Annotated in this window: 18 protein-coding genes; 8 read left to right on the plus strand and 10 right to left on the minus strand. The window is 71.6% G+C overall.

Annotation, left to right across the window (positions count from 1 at the left end; genetic code table 11):
• Positions 1-232: 232 nt before the first annotated feature.
• The 4 genes from SANBI_RS04140 to SANBI_RS04155 form a co-directional block, all read right to left on the minus strand.
• Positions 233-2,845 (minus strand): FtsX-like permease family protein, encoded by a 2,613-nt coding sequence (locus SANBI_RS04140; RefSeq protein ID WP_319159219.1) that lies wholly within the window; start codon positions 2,843-2,845, stop codon positions 233-235.
• The gene (locus tag SANBI_RS04145) at positions 2,845-3,672 is read right to left on the minus strand and encodes an ABC transporter ATP-binding protein (protein ID WP_319159222.1); all 828 of its coding nucleotides are present in this window, start codon (positions 3,670-3,672) and stop codon (positions 2,845-2,847) included. Before SANBI_RS04145 ends, SANBI_RS04140 begins: the two co-directional genes overlap by 1 nt.
• A gap of 231 nt (positions 3,673-3,903) precedes the next feature.
• The gene (locus SANBI_RS04150; RefSeq protein ID WP_319159223.1) at positions 3,904-4,617 is read right to left on the minus strand and encodes a response regulator transcription factor; all 714 of its coding nucleotides are present in this window, start codon (positions 4,615-4,617) and stop codon (positions 3,904-3,906) included.
• Complete coding sequence (locus tag SANBI_RS04155; protein ID WP_319159225.1) at positions 4,614-5,873, minus strand: sensor histidine kinase; 1,260 nt, start codon at positions 5,871-5,873, stop codon at positions 4,614-4,616. Before SANBI_RS04155 ends, SANBI_RS04150 begins: the two co-directional genes overlap by 4 nt.
• 258 nt (positions 5,874-6,131) lie before the next feature.
• On the opposite strand from SANBI_RS04155, the gene SANBI_RS04160 reads away from it, so the two are divergent.
• On the plus strand, positions 6,132-6,815 hold the full coding sequence (locus SANBI_RS04160; protein ID WP_012865871.1) for a response regulator transcription factor: 684 nt from the start codon (positions 6,132-6,134) through the stop codon (positions 6,813-6,815).
• 79 nt (positions 6,816-6,894) lie between these two features.
• Positions 6,895-8,220: an ATP-binding protein gene (locus SANBI_RS04165; RefSeq protein ID WP_319159228.1), complete on the plus strand. Its 1,326-nt coding sequence runs from the start codon at positions 6,895-6,897 to the stop codon at positions 8,218-8,220.
• On the opposite strand, the gene SANBI_RS04170 is transcribed toward SANBI_RS04165, so the two are convergent.
• A complete protein-coding gene (locus tag SANBI_RS04170) occupies positions 8,198-8,902 on the minus strand; it encodes a GtrA family protein (protein ID WP_319159230.1) in 705 nt (234 codons plus the stop codon). The genes SANBI_RS04165 and SANBI_RS04170 overlap by 23 nt on opposite strands.
• A 132-nt stretch (positions 8,903-9,034) precedes the next feature.
• On the opposite strand from SANBI_RS04170, the gene SANBI_RS04175 reads away from it, so the two are divergent.
• Both SANBI_RS04175 and purE read left to right on the plus strand, forming a co-directional pair.
• On the plus strand, positions 9,035-10,171 hold the full coding sequence (locus SANBI_RS04175; protein WP_408669734.1) for a 5-(carboxyamino)imidazole ribonucleotide synthase: 1,137 nt from the start codon (positions 9,035-9,037) through the stop codon (positions 10,169-10,171).
• A gap of 149 nt (positions 10,172-10,320) precedes the next feature.
• Positions 10,321-10,851 carry a 5-(carboxyamino)imidazole ribonucleotide mutase gene (gene purE / locus SANBI_RS04180; protein ID WP_056136735.1) on the plus strand — a complete coding sequence of 177 codons (531 nt, stop codon included), beginning with the start codon at positions 10,321-10,323 and terminating at the stop codon, positions 10,849-10,851.
• Here the strand turns inward: purE and SANBI_RS04185 are convergent.
• From SANBI_RS04185 to SANBI_RS04205, 5 genes are all read right to left on the minus strand, one after another.
• Positions 10,841-12,004 (minus strand): LCP family protein, encoded by a 1,164-nt coding sequence (locus tag SANBI_RS04185; RefSeq protein ID WP_319159235.1) that lies wholly within the window; start codon positions 12,002-12,004, stop codon positions 10,841-10,843. The two genes, purE and SANBI_RS04185, sit on opposite strands and share 11 nt — an antisense overlap.
• A gap of 104 nt (positions 12,005-12,108) precedes the next feature.
• On the minus strand, positions 12,109-13,689 hold the full coding sequence (locus tag SANBI_RS04190; RefSeq protein ID WP_319159237.1) for an LCP family protein: 1,581 nt from the start codon (positions 13,687-13,689) through the stop codon (positions 12,109-12,111).
• A gap of 76 nt (positions 13,690-13,765) precedes the next feature.
• Positions 13,766-14,986 (minus strand): LCP family protein, encoded by a 1,221-nt coding sequence (locus SANBI_RS04195; RefSeq protein ID WP_319159239.1) that lies wholly within the window; start codon positions 14,984-14,986, stop codon positions 13,766-13,768.
• A 100-nt stretch (positions 14,987-15,086) separates the two neighbouring features.
• Positions 15,087-15,596 (minus strand): DUF2304 domain-containing protein, encoded by a 510-nt coding sequence (locus tag SANBI_RS04200; RefSeq protein ID WP_319159241.1) that lies wholly within the window; start codon positions 15,594-15,596, stop codon positions 15,087-15,089.
• Positions 15,597-15,649: 53 nt separating this feature from the next.
• Entirely contained in the window at positions 15,650-16,360 is a 711-nt protein-coding gene (locus tag SANBI_RS04205; protein WP_319159244.1) for a glycosyltransferase family 2 protein, read from the minus strand.
• Between the two features lie 89 nt (positions 16,361-16,449).
• Here SANBI_RS04205 and SANBI_RS04210 point away from each other — a divergent pair, with 89 nt between their 5' ends.
• Genes SANBI_RS04210 through SANBI_RS04225 form a run of 4 tightly spaced genes read left to right on the plus strand, consistent with a single transcriptional unit; the run spans position 16,450 to position 20,381 of the window.
• On the plus strand, positions 16,450-17,052 hold the full coding sequence (locus SANBI_RS04210; protein WP_319159246.1) for an acyltransferase: 603 nt from the start codon (positions 16,450-16,452) through the stop codon (positions 17,050-17,052).
• Complete coding sequence (locus SANBI_RS04215; protein ID WP_319159247.1) at positions 17,049-18,158, plus strand: DegT/DnrJ/EryC1/StrS family aminotransferase; 1,110 nt, start codon at positions 17,049-17,051, stop codon at positions 18,156-18,158. Before SANBI_RS04210 ends, SANBI_RS04215 begins: the two co-directional genes overlap by 4 nt.
• Positions 18,158-19,156 (plus strand): Gfo/Idh/MocA family oxidoreductase, encoded by a 999-nt coding sequence (locus tag SANBI_RS04220; RefSeq protein ID WP_319159249.1) that lies wholly within the window; start codon positions 18,158-18,160, stop codon positions 19,154-19,156. Before SANBI_RS04215 ends, SANBI_RS04220 begins: the two co-directional genes overlap by 1 nt.
• A 31-nt stretch (positions 19,157-19,187) precedes the next feature.
• Positions 19,188-20,381 (plus strand): glycosyltransferase family 4 protein, encoded by a 1,194-nt coding sequence (locus tag SANBI_RS04225; protein ID WP_319159251.1) that lies wholly within the window; start codon positions 19,188-19,190, stop codon positions 20,379-20,381.
• The last annotated feature ends 57 nt before the right edge of the window (positions 20,382-20,438 follow it).

Genomic DNA, 20,438 nt, shown 5'->3' on the forward strand with positions numbered 1-20,438 from the left:
CGCTCGACCAGGACAGCCCGGCGCAGCGACCTCGACCAGGACTGAGCCCGGCGCGGCTCGCGCTCGACAGACTGAACCCGGCGGCCGGCCAGGCCGATCAGCTCCACCCTGGTCGCGACGACCTGCGCTCCGACGGGCGAGCACATGCAGCCAGGCTGAGCACCGCAGAGGGCGGGCAGACGTGGTGCCTGCCCGCCCTCTGCGGTGCTGCGGTGCTGCGGTGCTGCGGACGTCAGTCGACGGCCAGCGCCTCGACGGGCGAGGTCTTCGCGGCCGAGCGTCCGGGGACGATCGACGCGAGCAGACCTGCCGCGACGGCGACCAGGACGACGAGCCCGAGCGTCCCGAAGGGCATGGTGAGCGACACGTCGGCGAATCCGCCGAGGACGACCAACGACCCGACCCACCCGTAGAGCAGCCCGAGGGCGACCCCGAGGACCGCGCCGACCCCGGCGATGAGCATGCCCTCCTGCGCGAGCGTGGAGCGCAGCTGGCGCTTGCTCAGCCCGATGGCCCGGAGCGTGGCCGACTCGCGTCGTCGCTCGAGGACCGACAGGGAGAGCGTGTTCGCCACCCCGATGAGGGCGATCACCACGGCGATGGCCAGGAGGCCGACGACCACCGCGAGGATGGTGTCGATGGCCTGCTGCATCGTGGCCCGCTCGACGGCGGCGCCTGCCACGCCGACCGAGGTGCCCGACACAGCGTCGCGGATCTCGTTGACCGTGCTGCCGGCGTCGTCGAGGTCGGTGACCTTGACCCAGACCGAGGTCGGTGCCGTCGACGAGACGATCTGCTCGCCGACGCTCGAGTCGACGACGACGTTCATGCCGGAGATGTCTCGGACGACGACGTCGAGCGTCACCTCTCCGAGGTCGCCCTCGACGGTGATCGTCGACGAACCCCCCAGGAAGTAGTCGGCGTAGCTCGTCGAGACCACGGCGTGCGTGCCGTCGAGCCCGTCCAGGACCGACGGGTCGCGCAGGGCTGCCCGGGCGGAGGCCGGGTCCACGACCTGCACGGTGTCCTGGTCTGCGCTCGCGCCACCCGACTCGGTCCGCACCAGGACCTCGGTGATCGGTGCCACGGCGGCCACCCCGTCGAGGCTCGACACCTCGGAGATCAGCGTGGGAGAGAGGGGCTCCACGTCGGTGCCCGCAGACCAGGCCTGTCCCTGGACCTGCACGTCGACGTTGTAGGTGCCGTCGAGGGTCGAGCTGAGGGAGCCACGCGCCGTCGAGGCGCCGACGGACATCATGGCGACCAGGGTCACGCCGATGAGCAGCGCGCTGCTCGTCGCCGCTGTGCGGCGAGGGTTCCGGGTGATGTTGGCGGCGGCGAGCTGCGTGCTCGGCCCTGCGGACGAGAGCATCCGACCGACCGCGCCGACGATCTTCGGCACCCAGAACACGGCACCGAGCAAGACCCCCACGAAGGAGGTCGCCCCGCCGAGGACGCCGGCCAGCAGACCGACCTCGACCTGCCCGTTCTGGCTGGCGGCGATGCCGCCGACCATGAGGAGCGCGCCGCCGAGCACGAGGAGCAGGGTGAAGACGAGACGGACCCGTCCGCCGCCGGCTGTCGCGCTCGGTGCGTCGGAGGGGCGCAGCGCCTCGAGGGGCGCGACGCGGGTCGCGGCCCGGGCAGGGACGAGGCTGGCGAGGACAGTCACCAGGGTGCCGACCACGAGAGGCCAGACCACGGCGGCTGCAGAGAAGGAGATACGGCTGGGGACCGGGATGTCGAGGTCGACCCGACCGAGCACCATGACCGCGATCTGCACGAAGGCAGACCCGACCGCCAGCCCGATCGCCGACGAGACCAGACCGAGGGTCGCGGCCTCGAGGACGACCGACTGACGCAGCTGGGACTTCTTGGCGCCGACGCAGCGCAGCAGCGCGAGCGTCCGGGTCCGCTGGGCGACGATCACCTGGAAGGTGTTCGAGATGACGAGGGCCGCGACGAGCAGCGCGATCGCCGCGAAGGAGAGGATCGTCAGGGTGAAGACCTGCTGGTCCCCGGTGACGGCGTTGATCGAGCTCTCGGCGGCAGCGTCCTTGGTCTCCACCGTCATGCCCTGGTCGGCGACGACGGCCTGGATCGCGCTGCTCACCGCCGACTCGTCGGCGCCTGCCTCGAGCAGCACGGCGATGTCGACGTGCAAGGGGTCGGAGTCGGGCCAACGACGGTCCGTGAAGGTGTCCGCGGTCACCACAGCAGCCCCGCCCTGCATCGCGTAGGCCTTGAAGGGGTCGTCGACGATCCCGCTGACGGTGAGCGTCGTCTCGACAGGCTCGTCGGACGCGGTCGTGCTCTCGCCGTCGACGGCTGACTTGCTCTCGACGGCCGAGGGCCCCCAGGAGAGGTCCGTGAGCGTGTCGCCGGGAGCCACGCCGAGGAGCTCGGCGGCGTCCGCGGGGAGCGCGATCTCGTCGCTCGACGCCGGGAAGGTGCCGGACACGAGAGTGAGGGGCTGGAGCTTCGGCGACGAGGGCACGGCGATGGTGGCCTGGTAGAGGCTCCGGGCGCCGTTCTGGAGCTGGAGGTAGGTCGACTCGACCGGGTCTGCAGCCTCGACGCCGTCGATCTGGCGCATCTGGTCGAGTTGGGCCTCGTCGGCCGCGAACGACGTCGCGTCGCCGTAGCCGCCTGCCCCGCTCGCCGCGCGCACCACGAGCTCGGCCTGCCCGTACTGGGCGGCGATCGAGTCGTAGCTGGCGCGCTTGAGCACGTCGGAGGCGAGGAGGGTGGCGGCCACGAAGGCTGTGCCGATCGCGATCGCGACACCGGCGGCAGCGAGCCGCCCGATGCTGCGTCGCATCTGGGCGAAGGTGAGGGCGAACATCAGGAGGCCACCTGCCGGGTCGAGCCGGTGTCAGCGGTCGTCTCGAAGGTGCGCAGCGCGTCGAGCCCTGCGAGGACAGACTCCGGGGTCGGGTTGGCGATGTCCCCGGCGATCGCGCCGTCGGCGATGAGCACCACGCGGTCGGCGTAGGCGGCGGCCGCCGGGTCGTGGGTGACCATGATGATCGTGCGGCCCAGCTCACGCACAGAGCGTCGCAAGAAGCTCAGCACCTCGGCGCCCGAGCGCGAGTCGAGGTTCCCGGTGGGCTCGTCGGCGAAGACGACCTCGGGACGGGCGATGAGCGCCCGGGCGATCGCCACGCGCTGCTGCTGCCCGCCCGACAGCTCCGAGGGACGGTGCGAGAGCCTGTCCTGGATGCCCAGGGTGACGGCGAGCGTGCTCAGCCACTCCTTCACCTCGGCGGTCACGGGTGTCCCTGCGAGAGTCAGCGGCAACAGGATGTTCTGCTCGGCCGTGAACATCGGCAGCAGGTTGAAGGACTGGAAGACGAAGCCGACCCTGTCGCGGCGCAGCGAGGTCAGGTGGTTGTCGTCGAGGCTGGTGACCTCGGTGTCACCGATGAAGGCCTGCCCCGACGACGCCGAGTCGAGCCCCGCGAGCAGGTGCATGAGCGTGGACTTGCCGGAGCCCGACGGGCCCATGATCGCGGTGAACTGGCCGGCCGCGAAGTCCACGTCGACCCCGTCGAGCGCGTGCACGGTCCCGGCACCCTTGCCGTAGAGCTTGGTGAGGGACCTGGCGCGGACCGCAGGCTGGGCGGGCGCGCCGGACGTCGGGCGGGGGTGGGGTGCTGCGGACGAGTCCACGAGATGTCTCCTGGTGGCGGGGGGAACGATGGACGTCGGGGGCGGACGCGCTCCGCAGAGCGCACGAGCTGGGGAACCCGCCCCCGACGTGATCACCACGCTAGTTCTGGGGCCTCGCGCGCTGCGTCGGGCCGAGGGCTGGTCTTGCCCGGAGTCGTGTCATCCCCCGGGCGGACCTGCGACGACGGTCGAGCCGCCTGCGGAGGGACCGCACCACCACGAAGGACCGGGCTACTCGCCGGGGCGGACCAGACCGGTCTCGTAGGCGGTGACGACGGCCTGCACCCTGTCGCGGGCGCCCAGCTTGGCCAAGATCCTGCCCACGTGCGTCTTGACCGTCGCCTCGGCGACGAACAGGTCCGAGGCGATCTCCTGGTTCGCGCGGCCCCGCGCCATGAGCACGAGCACCTCGCGCTCGCGGTCGGTGAGGCTGTCGACGGCCGAGGCCTTGCCCGAGTCGGCGAGCTGCTCCGCCGGGAGGGTCGTCACGAGCCTGTCGAGCAGCCGGCGTGTGGTCGAGGGGGCGATGACGGCGTCGCCCGAGTGGACGGTGCGGATGGCCGCGAGCATCTCCTCGGGCGGGGCGTCCTTGAGCAAGAACCCGCTCGCCCCCGAGCGGATCGCCTCGAGGGCGTACTCGTCGAGGTCGAAGGTCGTCAGCACGATGATGCGCGGAGCCGTGTCGGGGTGCGCGGCCCACAGGGCTGTCAGCTGGGCCGTCGCGGCGAGCCCGTCCATGGTCGGCATCCGGATGTCCATGAGCACCACGTCGACGGGGTGGTCGGTCAGCAGGCGGACCGCCTGGGCGCCGTCGCCGGCCTCGACCACGACCTCGAGGTCGGGCTGAGAGTCGATCACCATGCGGAAGCCGGCTCGGAGGAGCTGCTGGTCGTCGACGATCGCGACGCGGATGTGCGGTGAGGCGTCGGGCAGGGCGGTCGTCATGGTGCGGAGAGCTCCTCGGTACGTGGCTCGGGCAGCGGAAGGTCAAGCATCACACGGAAGCCGCCGCCGGGGCGTGGTCCCGAGGTCACGGTCCCGCCGAACATCGCGGCGCGCTCGCGCATGCCGAGCAGCCCCTGGCCGGCACCGTCGCTGTCGGCCGAGGCGCCGCGCCCGTCGTCGTCGATCTCGACCTTGACGCTGCGGCGCTCCCACGTGACCACGACGGTCACCGACGGGTCCGGGCCTGCGTGCTTGAGGATGTTCGTCAGCGCTTCCTGGCAGATCCTGTACAGCGTCAGGCCCGTGCCCGGGGGCAGGGTCCTGGCGACGCCCATGCGGACGAGCGAGACCCGCATCCCCGAGGCGCGCACCTGCTCGACGAGGGCTGTGATGTCTCCTGCGGCAGGTTGCGGGGTGCGCTCGGCGGCCCCGCCGTTGCCCCGCTCGTCGTCGGGCTCGTCGCGGAGCACGCCGAGGAGCCTGCGCATGTCGGCGAGGGCTGCGCGACCGGTCTCGCTGATGGTCCCGAGGGTGCGGGTGGCGGCCTCGGGGTCAGCCGTGGCGGCGTAGCGCCCGCCGTCGGCCTGGGCGATCATCACCGAGAGGGAGTGGGCGACGATGTCGTGCATCTCGCGGGCGATGCGCGAGCGCTCGGCGGCTGTCGCGATGCGGGCCTGCTGGTCACGCTCGACCTCGAGGCTGCGGGTCCTGTCACGCAGCGCGATGAGGGTCTCCCTCCGGGCGCGGCGCACGAGCCCGAAAGCCCAGGTCGCGACGAAGAGCAGCCCGACGAAGATGACCGACAGGATCATGCCGAAGATCGTGTTCCCGGCGCCGCTCTGCAGGCCGAGCATGGCCCCCAGCAGCGCCGAGCCGAGGAGGCCTGTCGCGATGGCGACGAGGTGCGCCCAGCGCGGTCCGTAGACGGTGACGGAGAACAGGGCCACGAGGACGAAGAAGTTGGCCGGCAGCACGAGAGGCATGCCGAGCAGCATCTGGACCAGGGTGGCGGCGTAGACGAGGGTCACGGAGAGCACCGGCCGGGTCCGGCGCACAGCCAGCGGCCCGACGGTCAGCAGCGCGAAGAGCGCGAGGACGGGTGCGGTCCCCACGGTGCCGAGCCCGTAGTCGATGTACCCGGAGGACATGGCCGTCGACAGCGGCACGACGACGAGCAGCGTGAGCAGGGTCCCGACGACGTCGACCTGCGCGCGGTGCTCTTCGGCCCAGCGGCCTGCCTTGTCGTACCAGTTCATGGGGGACAGCCTAGAGACGCCTCGGGGGGAGCGGCGTCAGCCCCAGGGCGGAGCCCCGGCGTCGTGAGCGCCCCTGCGGGCTGACTCAGCGCACCCTCGCGCGACCGGTGCTCCGGCGGCACGCCTGACCTGCGGCGCTCTGACCCGGCGGCCCCTGGTGCCGGAGCCGCGACGGCCGGCGCGATGTGTGATGCACTCGCCCGAGGCATGCGCGAACTTCATCACCCGCAGGGGGCTTTCATGACCTAGCATGGGCGAATGACCCACGTACTTCTGGCTGAGGACGACCCGGCCATTGCCGAACCTTTGGCGCGCGCCCTCTCACGTGAGGGATACAACGTGGTCGTGCAAGGAACAGGTCAAGGCGCGATCGACAACGCGTCTGTCGCCGACCTGGTCGTGCTCGACCTCGGGCTCCCGGACATGGACGGACTCGAGGTCGCCCGTGCGATCCGCGGTCTCGGCCTGACCACCCCCGTGCTCGTCCTCACCGCCCGTGCCGACGAGGTCGACCTCGTCGTCGGTCTCGACGCCGGTGCCGACGACTACGTCACCAAGCCCTTCAGGCTCGCCGAGCTGCTCGCCCGCGTCCGCGCGCTGCTGCGTCGCACCCACGGCGACCCGACCGAGGCCGAAGAGCTCCACGCGCAGGACGTCAAGGTCGACGTCGCCGCGCACCGTGCCTTCCAGGGCGAGCGCGAGCTCCACCTGACCACCAAGGAGTTCGAGCTGCTCCGTGTGCTCGTCCAGGGTGCTGGCACCGTCGTCGTCCGCGACGCGCTCATGCGCGAGGTCTGGGGCTCCGAGCCGATCGGCTCGACCAAGACCCTCGACATGCACGTGTCCTGGCTGCGCCGCAAGCTCGGTGACGACGCCAACTCCCCGCGCTACATCACCACGGTGCGAGGCCTCGGCTTCAGGTTCGAGAACGGCGAGGGCTGAGCCCTCCCCCAGGTTGACGCGGGTCCGTCAGCGCCCGGCCACCCCGGTGCGCCGACGGACCCCATGAGCGAGGACTGACATGCGACGTCGAGTACTGATGGCCACGGTGTCCGCCGTGGCTGTCGCCGTCATCCTGCTCGGGCTCCCGCTCGCGCTCATCGGCGCGACCCTCGTGCGCGACAACGAGATCCGCTCGCTCCAGGCCCGCACCTCCGAGCTCGGACGCTCGATCGAGAACCGTCTGGCACGGGACGAGCAGATCACCCCTGACCTCCTCGAGCGCTACGTCGGCGGGGACGACGGCAACCTCACGGGCTACGTGCAGGTGTTCGGCGTGGGCGACAAGATCACCGCCGGCGACCCCATCGAGGGCCGCACCGAGTCGCGGCCGATCCGCACGCAGTCCAACTGGATCGTGCAGATCGAGGTGTCGACCTGGGCGCTCTACCTGCGCAGCGCGCAGGTGGTGGTCCTCGTGGTCGCCGCGGCCGTCGTGGCCTTCGGTGCCGGGATCGTCATGGCCGTCTGGCAGGCGAACCGCCTCTCGGCGCCTCTCGTGTACCTCGCGGCCTCCGCCGAGCAGCTCGGCTCGGGTCAGGTGCGCCCGCGCATCGAGCCCTCGGGTGTCGAGGAGATCGACCTCGTCGCCGCCGAGCTCGGCCGCAGCTCCGACCGGATGGCCGGTCGGCTCGCCGCCGAGCGGCAGTTCGCCTCGGACGCCTCCCACCAGCTCCGCACGCCCCTCACGGCGCTGTCGATGCGCCTCGAGGAGATCGCCATGGCGGCTCCCGAGAACCCCGAGGTGCAGGAAGAAGCACGGATCTCCCTCGAGCAGGTCGAGCGCCTCGTCCGGGTCGTCGACGACCTGCTCTCCCGCTCGCGCAGCTCGGGCGGCACGACCGAGGCCGTGCACCTCGTCGAGGTGCTCCAGCAGCAGGAGGAGGAGTGGGGCCCGACCTTCGAGGCTCAGGGCCGCAGGCTCGTCATCGACGTGTCGGACGAGATCCACGTCCTCGCGACACCCGGGGCCCTCGCCCAGGTGCTCGCCACCCTCATCGAGAACTCGCTCAAGCACGGCGGCGGGACCACGACGGTACGCGCCAAGCAGTCGGGCCCGAGCAAGGCGATGGTCATCACGGTGACCGACGAGGGTGCCGGCGTGCCCGACGACCTCGCACCACGGATCTTCGAGCGCGAGGTCACGTCAGGCAAGGGAACCGGGCTCGGGCTGGCGCTCGCCCGCGACCTCGCGGCTGCCGACGGCGGACGCCTCGAGCTCACGCAGCGTCAGCCGCCGATCTTCTCGGTGTTCCTCGCCGGGGTGCCGCGGACCATGAACCCCGACGTCGTGATCCCGCGCGGTGTCGCGATCTCGAGCAGCTCTAAGCGCCGGCGGTCTTGGTAGCAGCGTCACCGGTCCTCGTGGCAGCCTCCTCGCTGCCGGTGGGTGCCCCGTCCGCCAGCGTCCCGTCTTCCGCTGTCCCGGCGGGTGTCGCCGTGAAGACGAAGGTCCTGTACGCCAGATAGCGGAACACCATGCCGAGGACCAGCCCGACGCCGTTGGCGGAGATGTTGTCCGCGAGCGGGGAGCGCAGGTCCAGCACGTAGTGGGAGAACCACAGGCAGCCCAGGGCGATCCCCATGCCACCGATGTTGACGACCACGAAGCCGAGGAACTCGCGGAGCTGCGTCTGGGTCTTGCGGTCCGAGAAGGTCCAGTACCTGTTGCCGAGCCACGCGACGATCGTGGCGGCAGCGACCGAGAGCACCTTCGCGGTCAGCGGCTTGTCGGCGAGCAGGTCGCCCGGGCCGAAGCGCAAGAGGTTGAACAGGCCCGTGTCGACGACGAAGGCGACGCCGCCGACGGTCCCGAAGCGCAGCAGCTCCGTGGCGCGCGCGACGAGCGCGCTGCGGCGTGACCTGCGAGGCTCGGCGTCGGGGGCCTGTGCCGACGCTGTCTGGGGGGTGGACGGCTCGGTGTGCCCGGTAGGGGGAGCTGAGGGCACGCGGCCCTGGGGCGCGGCGACTGGTCCGTCCGGGTCCGGGGATCCCGCCGGCGACGTGGCCTGACGGACGTGCGAGGTCATCGTGGAAGAGTATCCCGGAAGCCTGCGGTCCACCTGTGCGACGGCCGAGGTCTCGGGTGCCGGTGTCGACTAGGGTGGTCTCTCGTGGCAGCTCCGGTGATCTCAGTAGTTGGTGGCGGGCAGCTTGCCCGGATGATGGCCCCTGCGGCGGCAGAGCTCGGGGTGCACCTGCGGGTGCTCGTCGAGGACCCTGCGTCGAGCGCGGCCCAGGTGGTGGTCGACGCCCCGGTGGGTGTCGCCTCGGACGAGTCTGCGCTGCGCGCGCTGGTGGTCGGTGCCGACGTCCTGACCTTCGAGCACGAGCACGTGCCCAACGAGCTGCTGCGCGAGATCGTCGCCGCGGGCACCCCCGTGCACCCCGGCCCGGACGCCCTCGTCCAGGCCCAGGACAAGATCGTCATGCGACGGCGGATCGCCGAGCTCGGTGCGCCGTGCCCGCGCTGGCTCGAGCTGCCGCGCGAGGAGAGCGCCGCCCGCACGGCCCTCGACGCCTTCATCTCTGAGGGGGGCGGCGGCGAGGTCGTCGTCAAGACGTCCCGCGGCGGGTATGACGGCAAGGGCGTGCGGGTCGTGGCATCGGCCGACGCCGTCGCCGACTGGTTCGCGGCTGTCGCCGACGGCGGACCGACGCTGCTCGTCGAGGAGAAGGTGCCCTTCACCCGCGAGCTCGCCGTGCTGGTCGCCCGCCGTCCGAGCGGCGAGGCCCGCACCTGGCCCGTCGTCGAGTCCGTCCAGCGTGACGGGGTCTGCTCCGAGGTGGTCGCACCTGCCCCGGGCCTCACGCCCGCAGAGGCAGACCGAGCCCGCGCCGTCGCGCTGAGCATCGCCGAAGGGCTCGACGTCACCGGCGTCCTGGCCGTCGAGATGTTCGAGGTCCGCCCAGGCCCTGACGCCGAGCCGGCGCTCGTCGTCAACGAGCTGGCCATGCGCCCGCACAACTCCGGGCACTGGACGATCGACGGATCGGTCACCAGCCAGTTCGAGCAGCACCTGCGCGCAGTGCTCGACCTCCCGCTCGGCGAGACCGCTGCCACGGCCCCGTGGACCGTCATGGCGAACGTGCTCGGCAGCGCGCTCGACGACGTCACCGACGCGCTGCCCACCGTGCTGGCCGCCTTCCCCGACGCCCGGGTGAACCTCTACGGCAAGCAGGTCCGGCCCGGCCGCAAGCTCGGCCACGTCAACGTCAGCGGCAGCGACCTCGACGAGGTCCGCCGGCGCGCGCTCTCCGCGGCGGCGATGCTGCGCGGAGAGACCCCACCCGGCTGACGTCGAGAGCCGCCCCAGCGGGACAGCCACGGCAGAGACCCGTGGCGGAGCTCGCGAGACCGGCTCAGACCGGACGGCCACCGGTCGCCCAGCACCGGCACGAGACTGCACTGCACGACAAGCCCAGCACCGTCCCTGAGGAGAATCGCATGAGCAACCCCGTCGTCGGCATCGTCATGGGCTCCGACTCCGACTGGCCTGTCATGCAGGCCGCAGCCGACGCGCTCGCCGAGCTCGGCGTCGAGGTCGAGGTCGACGTCGTGTCCGCCCACCGCATGCCGACCGAGATGATCGACTACGGGCGCGAGGCTGCCGGGCGCGGTCTGCGCGCCATCATCGCCGGTGCCGGGGGAGCCGCGCACCTGCCCGGCATGCTGGCCGCGGTGACGCCCCTGCCGGTGATCGGCGTGCCCGTCCCGCTCGCGTACCTCGACGGCATGGACTCGCTGCTGTCGATCGTGCAGATGCCCGCCGGGGTCCCTGTCGCGACTGTGTCGATCGGCGGGGCGCGCAACGCCGGTCTGCTGGCGGCCCGCATCCTCGCGAGCGCGACCGACGACGAGTCGCTCGCGCTGCGCGAGCGGATGGTCGCCTTCCAGGCCGCGCTGAGCGAGCAGGCCAAGGAGAAGGGCGCGCGCCTGCGGGCGGGGCGCGACAGGCGGACCGGCTTCAGCGTGTGACGTCGGCCGGTCCCGCGACCGGTTCGTCTGCGGCCATCCGCGCCCACATGTCGTGGGCCTCCTGCGTCCACTCGACCCTGTAGCGCTGCTTGGTCGAGTCCACGACGGGTGTCATGAGGAACGTGATGTCCTCAGGCTCGATCCCCCGGAGCGAGAGCGCGAGCCCTGCGAGGTTGCGGAGCGAGGAGTACTCCGGGCTGGCGGTGAGGGACGACGTCGCAGCGCCGAGGAAGGACATGAGGGCTGGCGTGTCCATGAGGATGTCCTGGCTCAGCACCTTGTCGGCCATCGCCCCGAGCAGCTCCTGCTGGCGACCGATGCGGTTGAGGTCGGAACCGTCCATGTCGGGGCCTGTCCCCTTGCGGGCCCTCGCCAGGCCGAGGGCCTGGGTCCCGTCGAGGACCTGCTCGCCAGGCTGCAGGTGGAGGCCCGCCTCCGGTGCGACGATCTCCTCGGGAATGGTCATGGGCACACCCCCGATCGCGTCGACCATCCCCTGGAACCCGACGAAGTCGACCATGACGAAGCCGCTGAGGCGGACGTTCGTCAGCGACTCCACGGCCCGGACCGTGCAGCTCGCCGCCGAGGCGATGTCGCCACCTGTGTCCCAGCCCTCGGCGAAGGCGTTGTTGAACATCGCGTCCTCGCGGGCCTCGACCGTCCCCTGGGTGGTCTCGCAGGCGGGGAGGTCGACGAGGGAGTCGCGGGGGATGGAGACGAGCTCGACTCGGGACCTGTCGGCCGAGATGTGCATGACGATCGTCGTGTCGGAGCGCATGCCACCGTCCTCGCCGCCGATCGCAGCGTTGTCGCCGCTGCGGTCGTCGGAGCCGATGAGCAGGATGTTCACAGCGGTCCCGGCACTCGGGTCCTCAGGGTCGGGTGTGGGCTCGGGCGGTCTGAGGTCCTCGTCGATCAGCCCGGCGAGGTCGACCTCGGTGACGTTGCCCTGCAGGGTGAGGTAGAAGGCGGCGGCTGCGGTCCCGCCGAAAGCGAGGACACCCGCCAGGACGAGACCGACGACGGTGCTGACCCGGTGCGTCCGCAGGGACCTCGCATGGGCGGGGCCGCCCACCCGGGGCTCTCGCCGACCTGACTGGTCCTGGCTGGGAGACGGGTGCGTCGCGCGTCGAGACGGGCCAGGAGTGGTCATGACTCGTCATCCTAGGGACCTGTGCGTCTCCTGGGAGGAGCGCTCGGGAGCGCTCGGTGGAGGCGTTGTGGAGACCTCTCCCGTGGTGGCTGGCCCCGCAGGTACTACTTCGGCAGTCCGCCGACGACACCCGGGGCGAGCGTGCCGTCCCGCACGTCCTGCCAGAACTTCGGTGCGAGGTCAGGGTCGAGCAGCACCGACGAGCCGACGTTGCCCGGCCTGTAGTCGATCGTGGAGATCGGCGGGGTGCCGGTGACGCCGCCGGCCCCGTTCGCGTTGCGGAACGCGAGGGCGAGACGTCCGAGGTCGACGATGTTCGTCGACTCGTCGACGGTCACGGCGTCGAGGCCGGAGCTGATGAGCGCGGTCTGCGACGCCGGCTTGAAGACGATGGTCTTGTCCTGGAGCTTGGTGCTGACCGCAGAGATCAGCTGACGCTGACGCTCGGCGCGCCCGATGTCGCCCTGGGGGTCGGAGTAGCGCATCCGCGAGAAGGCCAGGGCCATGGTGCCGTCGGTCGTGTGGCACCCGGCAGTCCAGACGAGTCCGCTGTTGGGGTCGTTGACGTCGTAGTCGAGGCACAGCTCGACACCGCCGACAGCGTCGACGATCTCCTCGACGCCCCCGAGGCCGACCTCGACGTAGTGGTCGACCTTCATGCCGGTGAGTCCTTCGACGGTCTCGACGAGCAGCGGCGCACCGCCCCAGGAGTACGCGGCGTTGAGCTTGTTGGCGCCCTGACCCGGGATCTCGACGTAGGTGTCGCGCGGGAGGCTGATGAGCGACGACGGGCCGGAGTCCGGGACGTGCAGCACCAGGATCGTGTCGGTCCGTGCCCCCTCGGTGCCGTCTTCGCCGATCGCACCGTCGGCGCGCGAGTCGGAGCCTGCGAGGAGATAGGTGGTGCCCGATGTCTCGGGTGCGCTCGAGAGCGCGTCGATGTGGTTGATCTTGCCGTTGGCCCAGAGCGCGAGGCCGACGGGCCAGGCGATGACGCAGACGAGGAGGACCGCGGCACCGAGGCCGACGATCCGACGCCAGCGCGGGCGCCTGCGGCCGGCCTCGGGCACGACGGCACCGCGTGGACCACCGGGACCGCCCGGACCGCCAGGACCGCCAGGACCGCCAGGACGGGATCCTGCTGGCTGCTTGAGCGGAGGCCGGGACGAGGGGGGTGTGCCGTGCCCGGCGGGCTGACGGACGGGCGGTGCTCCGGCGGGACGCGACCCTGCGGTCCGCGGCGGGGCCGACGCCGGGCGCGCAGGCTCGCGCTGGGCTGGAGCCTGCTGCGGCGTCCCAGTCCGGGCGGCCCCTGTCGCCCCGGGGCGCGCGGTGCGGGAGGCGGGCGCATAGGAGACCGGGGTCCCGGTGCCGCTCGTCGGGGTCTTGCTGGCCGCTGCGCGGTCAGGACCTGCTGCTGGTCGCGTCGTCGGGGTCACGGGGCGCATCGACGACCGTGCGTCGTCAGGCCGGGGGACCCGCGCGGGCACGCGGCCCGACGCGCCGGCCTGCGGTGCGTTCGTGCTCGGGCGCGCGCGGACGGCAGGGGCAGCCGACTGTGCCTGCTCGCCGGTGTCCGGCACCTCGATCGCGGCATCGCGGACCGACGGGCGCGTGGGGCGTCCGGACTGCGGCGTGAAGCTCGGGGGAGGCGTCCGCCGAGGGGGCGTGGTGTCGGGTGACATTCAGTTCCCGGTCAGGTGGCTGGTCGGTCGGTCGGCGGTGCCGGGGTGCGGAGCGCCTCGGGAGTCGTCGTGATGCTCATGGAACCACGACAGCGGTGCCGTCGGCCGGTGCGTCTGCCGTGTCGGCCGCCTCGGCTGCTCCGGGGGTCTGGATCCCGGTGCTCGAGGCCGTCTCGGACTGCGGGATCGGGACGTCGGCCGCCATGCTGGCCCAGACGTCCTCGGCGGCGCTCGTCCACACCACGCGGTTCTTGTCCGACGGGGCGTCCATGATCGGCACGGTCTCGAAGACGATGCTGTCCATCGAGACGCCCTTGAGCGAGAGCGCGAGACCGGCGAGGTCGGTGATGCTCGAGAACTCGTTGCTCACGGTCAGCGACGAGGTCGCCGAGTTGAGGAACTGGATGAGCGCGGGGGTGTCGGTGAGGAGGTTCTTGGACAGCACCGTCGAGGCCATCGCGTTGAGGAGGTCCTGCTGGCGGTCGATGCGCTTGAGGTCAGACCCGTCCAGCCCCTCGCCCTTGCGAGCCCGGGCGAGGCCGAGTGCCTGCTGCCCGTTGAGCGTCTGCTGACCTGCGGGCAGGTAGAGGTCCGCCATCGGCGAGTTGATCTCGGAGTCGAGGTACAGCGGGACGCCGCCGATCGCGTCGACCATCTTCTCGAAGCCCGTGAAGTCGACGACCATGAACCCGTCCATGCGGACGTTCGTCAAGGACTCGACGGCGCTGCGGGTGCAGCTCACGGCCGACTCGATGTCACCGCCGGTGTCCCAGCCTGCTGCGAAGGCCGAGTTGAACATCGCGTTCGACTTCGCGGACACGGTGCCGTTGGTCGTCTCGCAGGAGGGCAGCGCCACGAGGCTGTCACGGGGGATCGAGACGACCTCGACCCGGGTCCGGTCCGCAGAGACGTGCATGACCATCGTGGTGTCGGAGCGCATGCCGCCGGCCTCGCCGCCGATCGCAGCGTTCTCGCCGTTGCGGGCGTCCGACCCGATGAGCAGGATGTTGAGCGCCACCCCGCCGTTCGGGTCTTCGGGGTCGGGCTCGGCCGTGGGGGGACGGACGGACTCGTCGGTGAGCGCCTCGAGGTCGACGGTCTCGATGTTGTGGTCGAGCTTGTAGTACAGGGCCCCTGCGGCTGTGCCCGTGAAGGCGAAGACCCCGACGAGGGTGAGTGCGACGACCTTGCCGATGTTGTGCCGGCGCGCGGGACGGGCGTGCGCCGGGCGCTCGCGTCGTGCGGGGCTGGCGTCGGCTCGGCGAGCGGCTCGCGTCCGGGAGTCAGGTGAGGTCACGATGAGTCATCCTAGGGCGGGGGGTCGCCGGCGTGGAGAAGCCCGAGCGCCCGCAGGGTGGAGGGATTGTGGAGAAGGGTTCCCCAGATCTGGCAGGAGACTACGGGACCTCGGGCTCCGACGCCCCGTGAGACGCGCGGCCCGGGGCCGACGCCGTCGTACCCGTCGTGGCTGAGCGGCTCGCGGGCGGGTCGCAGACCTCACCCGTAGCCTCTGCCGGGCCGGACGCGGCGGACGCTGCCGGGCTGCTGGCGGCCGTGGTGGTGCGGGACCCACGCGCCTCGGAGAGCGTCAGCTCCCGCGTGAGCAGCGTGATCTGGCGCGACATCTGGTTCATGCGGCGGTGGCTCGTCGCGATCGAGCTGAGGAAGGCGATGACGAGGGCGTAGAGGAGCAGGTCTGTCCCTCGACCGACACCCACGAAGTTCGCCGCGCGCGAGAGCCACACCGGGAAGGCGATCGACAGCACGGCTGCCGCGACGAAGGCCGCCAGGGCGAGCCGGCGGATCGCCTGGTGACGTGCCCCGGCGGTCGACCGCGTGAGCAGCACGGCGACGACGGCGACGGCTGCCAGGAGGATCAGCTGGATGAGCACGGACTGTCCGCCCATGAGGTTCCTTCGGTCGGGGGGGGGGGGCTGGATGAGCAGCGGGGAGGGGAGGGTTACTTGAAGAGCAGGTCGACGAGGATGTTGACCGAGTTCCACATCGACTGACCCTTGCCGCGCGAGTAGTCGGTGTAGAGGACGTGGACAGGGTGCTCGCGCCACGGCAGACCTGTCCGACCGAGCTGGAGGACGATCTCGCTCGCGTGAGCCATACGGTCCTGCTGGAGGTGCACGCCGCGCGCGGCCTGGACCGTCATGGCCCGCAGGCCGTTGTGGGCGTCGGTCAGCCGCATCCCGGTGCTCTGCTTGGTGAACCACACCGCGAACTTGAGGATCGTGCGCTTGAGCAGGCCGGGCTTCGTCCGGCCGTCGAGGAACCGTGAGCCGAAGACGATCGACGTCTCGCCCGAGGCGATGAGGTCGACCATCTCTGCGGCGTCCTGGACCTGGTGCTGCCCGTCCGCGTCGAAGGTCACGAGCACGCGCGCGCCCGGCTGCTCGCAGACGAAGGAGATCCCGGTCTGCAGGGCGGCCCCCTGGCCCAGGTTCGCGGCGTGCGTGAGGACCGTGGCCCCGGCGGCACGGGCTGCAGCCCCTGAGCCGTCGGTGCTGCCGTCGTCGACGCAGACGATGTTGGGGAACGTGCCGATCGCCCCGGCGACGACCTCGGCGACCACGGTCGCCTCGTTGTACAGAGGGACGACGAGCCAGTCGTCGGCGTAGCGCTCGCGGCCGGGTGCGGCCGAGGGCGAGTCAGGTGCCTGCATGGCGACATTCTCCCATCTGACCTCCGATAGGCTCACGACGGGCGCCACGCCAGGTGGGACAGCGCTCTCGAGATGACGAGGAACGGTGCATGGGCGTCAAGGTCGCAGGGTCCGCGGATGTCGACGAGCGGGCGACGATCGGCGAGGGGTCGCAGGTCTGGCACCTCGCGCAGGTGCGTGAGGACGTGACGCTCGGCGAGCGCTGCGTCGTCGGACGCGGTGCCTACATCGGCAGCGGGGTCCAGGTGGGCTCGGACTGCAAGATCCAGAACTACGCCCTGGTCTACGAGCCCGCGACCCTCGCCGACGGCGTGTTCGTCGGCCCGGCCGCCGTCCTGACCAACGACCAGTACCCCCGGGCCGTCAACCCTGACGGCTCGATCAAGGACACCTCGGACTGGCACGCGGTCGGTGTGGACGTCGGGACCGGTGCGTCGATCGGAGCCCGTGCGGTCTGCGTCGCACCGCTGCGCATCGGCGCGTGGGCTACGGTGGCCGCCGGAGCCGTGGTGACGCGGGACGTCCCCGACTTCGCGATCGTGGCGGGCGTCCCGGCCAAGCAGCGCGGCTGGGTCGGGCACGCGGGCCACCCCCTGGTGGACGAGGGCGACGGACGATGGTCCTGCCCGGTCACGGGGCGCGTGTACCAGGCTGACGAGGACGAGACGTTGAGAGAGGTCGTGACACGATGAGCCTTCAGTTCATCCCAGCAGCAAAGCCGATCATCGGGGACGACGAGCGGGCCGCGGTCGACCGTGTGCTGCTCTCCGGCATGGTCGCCCAGGGCCCTGAGGTGAAGGCCTTCGAGGTCGAGTTCGCCGACAGGCTCGTGGGCGGACGCCAGTGCGTCGCCGTCAGCTCTGGCACCTCCGGGCTCCACCTCGGCCTTCTCGCTGCAGGCGTCGGCCCGGGCGACGAGGTCATCGTCCCGTCCTTCACCTTCGCCGCGACAGGGAACTCCGTCGCGCTCACCGGGGCGACCCCGGTCTTCGCCGACATCGACCCTGTGTCCTTCTGCCTCGACCCCGCCTCGGTGCGCGCCTCGATCACGGAGCGCACGAAGGCGATCATGCCCGTGCACCTCTACGGGCACCCGGCCGCGATGGACGAGCTCCGCGTGATCGCGGACGAGCACGGCATCGCGCTGTACGAGGACGCGGCCCAGGCGCACGGTGCGCAGCTGCACGGGACGCCTGTGGGCGCCTTCGGCGACTTCGCGATGTTCAGCCTGTACCCGACCAAGAACATGACCTCGGGCGAGGGTGGCATGGTCTCGTGCGCGACCGACGAGATCGCGCGGAACATCCGCCTGCTGCGCAACCAGGGCATGGAGACGCAGTACGCGAACGAGGTCGTCGGCTTCAACGCCCGCATGACCGACCTGCACGCCGCGATCGGTCGCGTCCAGCTGACCAAGGTCGAGGGCTGGACTGCCCAGCGCCAGGCCAACGCCGCGCACCTGGACGCCGGTCTCGCCGGGCTCGAGGGGGTCACGGTGCCGACGGTCCGCGAGGGCGCCGTGCACGTCTACCACCAGTACACGATCCGCGTCGCAGAGGACCGCGACCGCATCGTCACCGCGCTGCGCGAGGAGCACCAGGTCGGCTCGGGTGTGTACTACCCGATCCCCAACCACCGTCTGCCCTCGCTCGCGCGCTACGCGCCCGGGCTCGACCTGCCGCGGACCGAAGAGGCGGCCCAGCAGGTCATCTCGCTCCCTGTGCACCCCTCGCTGACGGACGCAGACCTCGAGCGCGTCGTCGCCGCGGTCACCGCGACGGTCAAGGCGGGCTCCTGATGAGCGCACAGCGCACGCTGCGCGCAGGGCTCATCGGACTCGGGGCGATGGGGCGTCACCATGCTCGCGTCCTGCGCGAGACCGAGGGCGTCGACCTCGTCGCCGTCGCCGACCCTGCGGGCGACCCGCACGGCGTGGCCGGCGGCCTCGAGGTGCTGCCAGACATCCAGTCGCTGATCGCGGCGGGCATCGACACGGCTGTCGTGGCCGTGCCGACGGTCTACCACGAGGACATCGCCCTGGCGCTCGCCGAGGCGGGTGTGCACACGCTCATCGAGAAGCCGATCGCCAGCACCGGGGAGGCCGGGCAGCGGATCGTCGACGCCTTCGCCTCGGCGGGGCTGGTCGGGGCTGTCGGGCACATCGAGCGTTTCAACCCGGCGCTGCAAGAGCTGCGCGCACGCCTCGCCGCGGGCGAGCTCGGGGCGATCTACCAGATCGTCACCCGGCGCCAGGGCCCGTTCCCGGCCCGCATCGCCGACGTGGGCGTCGTCAAGGACCTCGCCACGCACGACATCGACCTCACCGCCTGGGTCGCGCAGAGCACCTACGCGTCGATCTCGGCCCAGACTGCGCACCGCAGCGGACGCGAGTTCGAGGACATGGTGCTCGCGACAGGGCGCCTGGCCAACGGCGTGATCGTCAACCACACGGTCAACTGGCTCTCCCCGATGAAGGAGCGGGTCACCGTGGTCACCGGTGAGCGCGGCGCCTTCGTCGTGGACACCGGCAGCGCCGACCTGACCTTCTACGCCAACGGCACCATCGCCACGGCCTGGGACTCGATCGCGGCGTTCCGCGGTGTCTCCGAGGGTGACGTCGTGCGCTTCGCCCTGCACAAGCGGGAGCCGCTGCGCGTGGAGCACGAGGCGTTCCGTGACGCCGTCCTGGGTATCCGTCACGACATCGTCACGCTCGAGCAGGGCCTGCAGACCCTGCGCGTCGCGGAGGCGATGGTCGAGTCAGCCCGCACTGGGCAGAGCATCGACCTTGGGTAGACGGCACACAGACAGACGACGTCCGCACGTCGTGCTCACGAGCAGGATCTTCGCTCCCGAGCCGGCGGCGGCGTCGTTCCGTCTGTGGGCGCTGACCGGAGCGCTGCGCCGGCTCGGGGCGACGGTCTCGGTCCTCACGGTCCGGCCCACCGACGCCGTGGCTCGGACCGCGCCCACAGGCCCAGGGGTCGACCTGCCCGACGGCGTGACGCTGTCTCGCTGGCCCGTGCTGCGTGACACCACCGGTGTGGTGCGCGGCTACGTCCAGTACATGAGCTTCGACCTGCCGCTGGTCCTGCGCCTGCTCGTCGCGCGACGGCCTGACGTCGTCGTGAGCGAGCCGCCGCCCACAACAGGTGTGGTCGTGCGCGCGGTCTGCGCGCTGCGCCGCGTCCCCTACGTCTACTACGCGGCGGACGTCTGGTCCGACGCAGCCGCCAGCACCGGCGCACCTCCCGTGGTCGTCCGGCTGCTCACGGCTCTCGAGGGCTGGGCGCTGCGGGGTGCCCGTGCGACCGTCGCCGTGTCCGAGGGCGTGGCCGACAGGCTGCGGGTGCTCGGCGTCGACGACTCCCGGATCACTGTGGTGCGCAACGGCACCGACACCGAGGTCTTCACCCCGGACGGGCCCGTCGAGCCGCAGGCCGACGGTGCGCCCTACCTGCTGTACGCCGGGACCGCCTCGGAGTGGCAGGGGGCCGAGATCTTCGTCGACGCCCTCGCCCGCGTCCGCCAGACCGTCCCTGACGCCCGCGTGGTGTTCCTCGGTCAGGGCAGCGCGTGGCCCGCGATGCGAGCGGCAGCCGAGGGGCTCGGTCTGGGGCCGGAGAGCACCGGAGCCGTGTCCTTCGTCGAGGCCGCGCCACCCGAGGGCGCCGCCGCGTGGCTCCGAGGAGCGCACGGTGCGCTCGTCAGCCTGCGCCCTGGCCAGGGCTACGACTTCGCCTTCCCGACCAAGGTCTTCGCGGCCGTCGCCTGCGGGACCCCGGTGCTGTACGCCGGACCTGGGCCGGCGGGACCCGTCATCAGCGAGAACGCGCTCGGGACCGTCACCGGGTACGACGTCGAGGAGGTTGCTGCGGCGATGACGGCGATGCTCGTCGCGGGCGGTCCGGACGCTGGCACCCGGCGGCGTCTCGGAGAGTGGGTCCGGAGCAACGCGTCGTCCGAGAGGGCCGGCGACCTCGCAGCCGCCGTCGTACGGTCTGCGACCCGACCCGACTGAGCGGCGTGTGACCATGGTGGGGCTCCGACCGTGCCTCGACCGCCTCCGTCGCAGCGT

The sequence above is a fragment of the Sanguibacter biliveldensis genome (assembly GCF_033798665.1).
In the GTDB taxonomy this organism is placed as follows: domain Bacteria; phylum Actinomycetota; class Actinomycetes; order Actinomycetales; family Cellulomonadaceae; genus Sanguibacter; species Sanguibacter inulinus.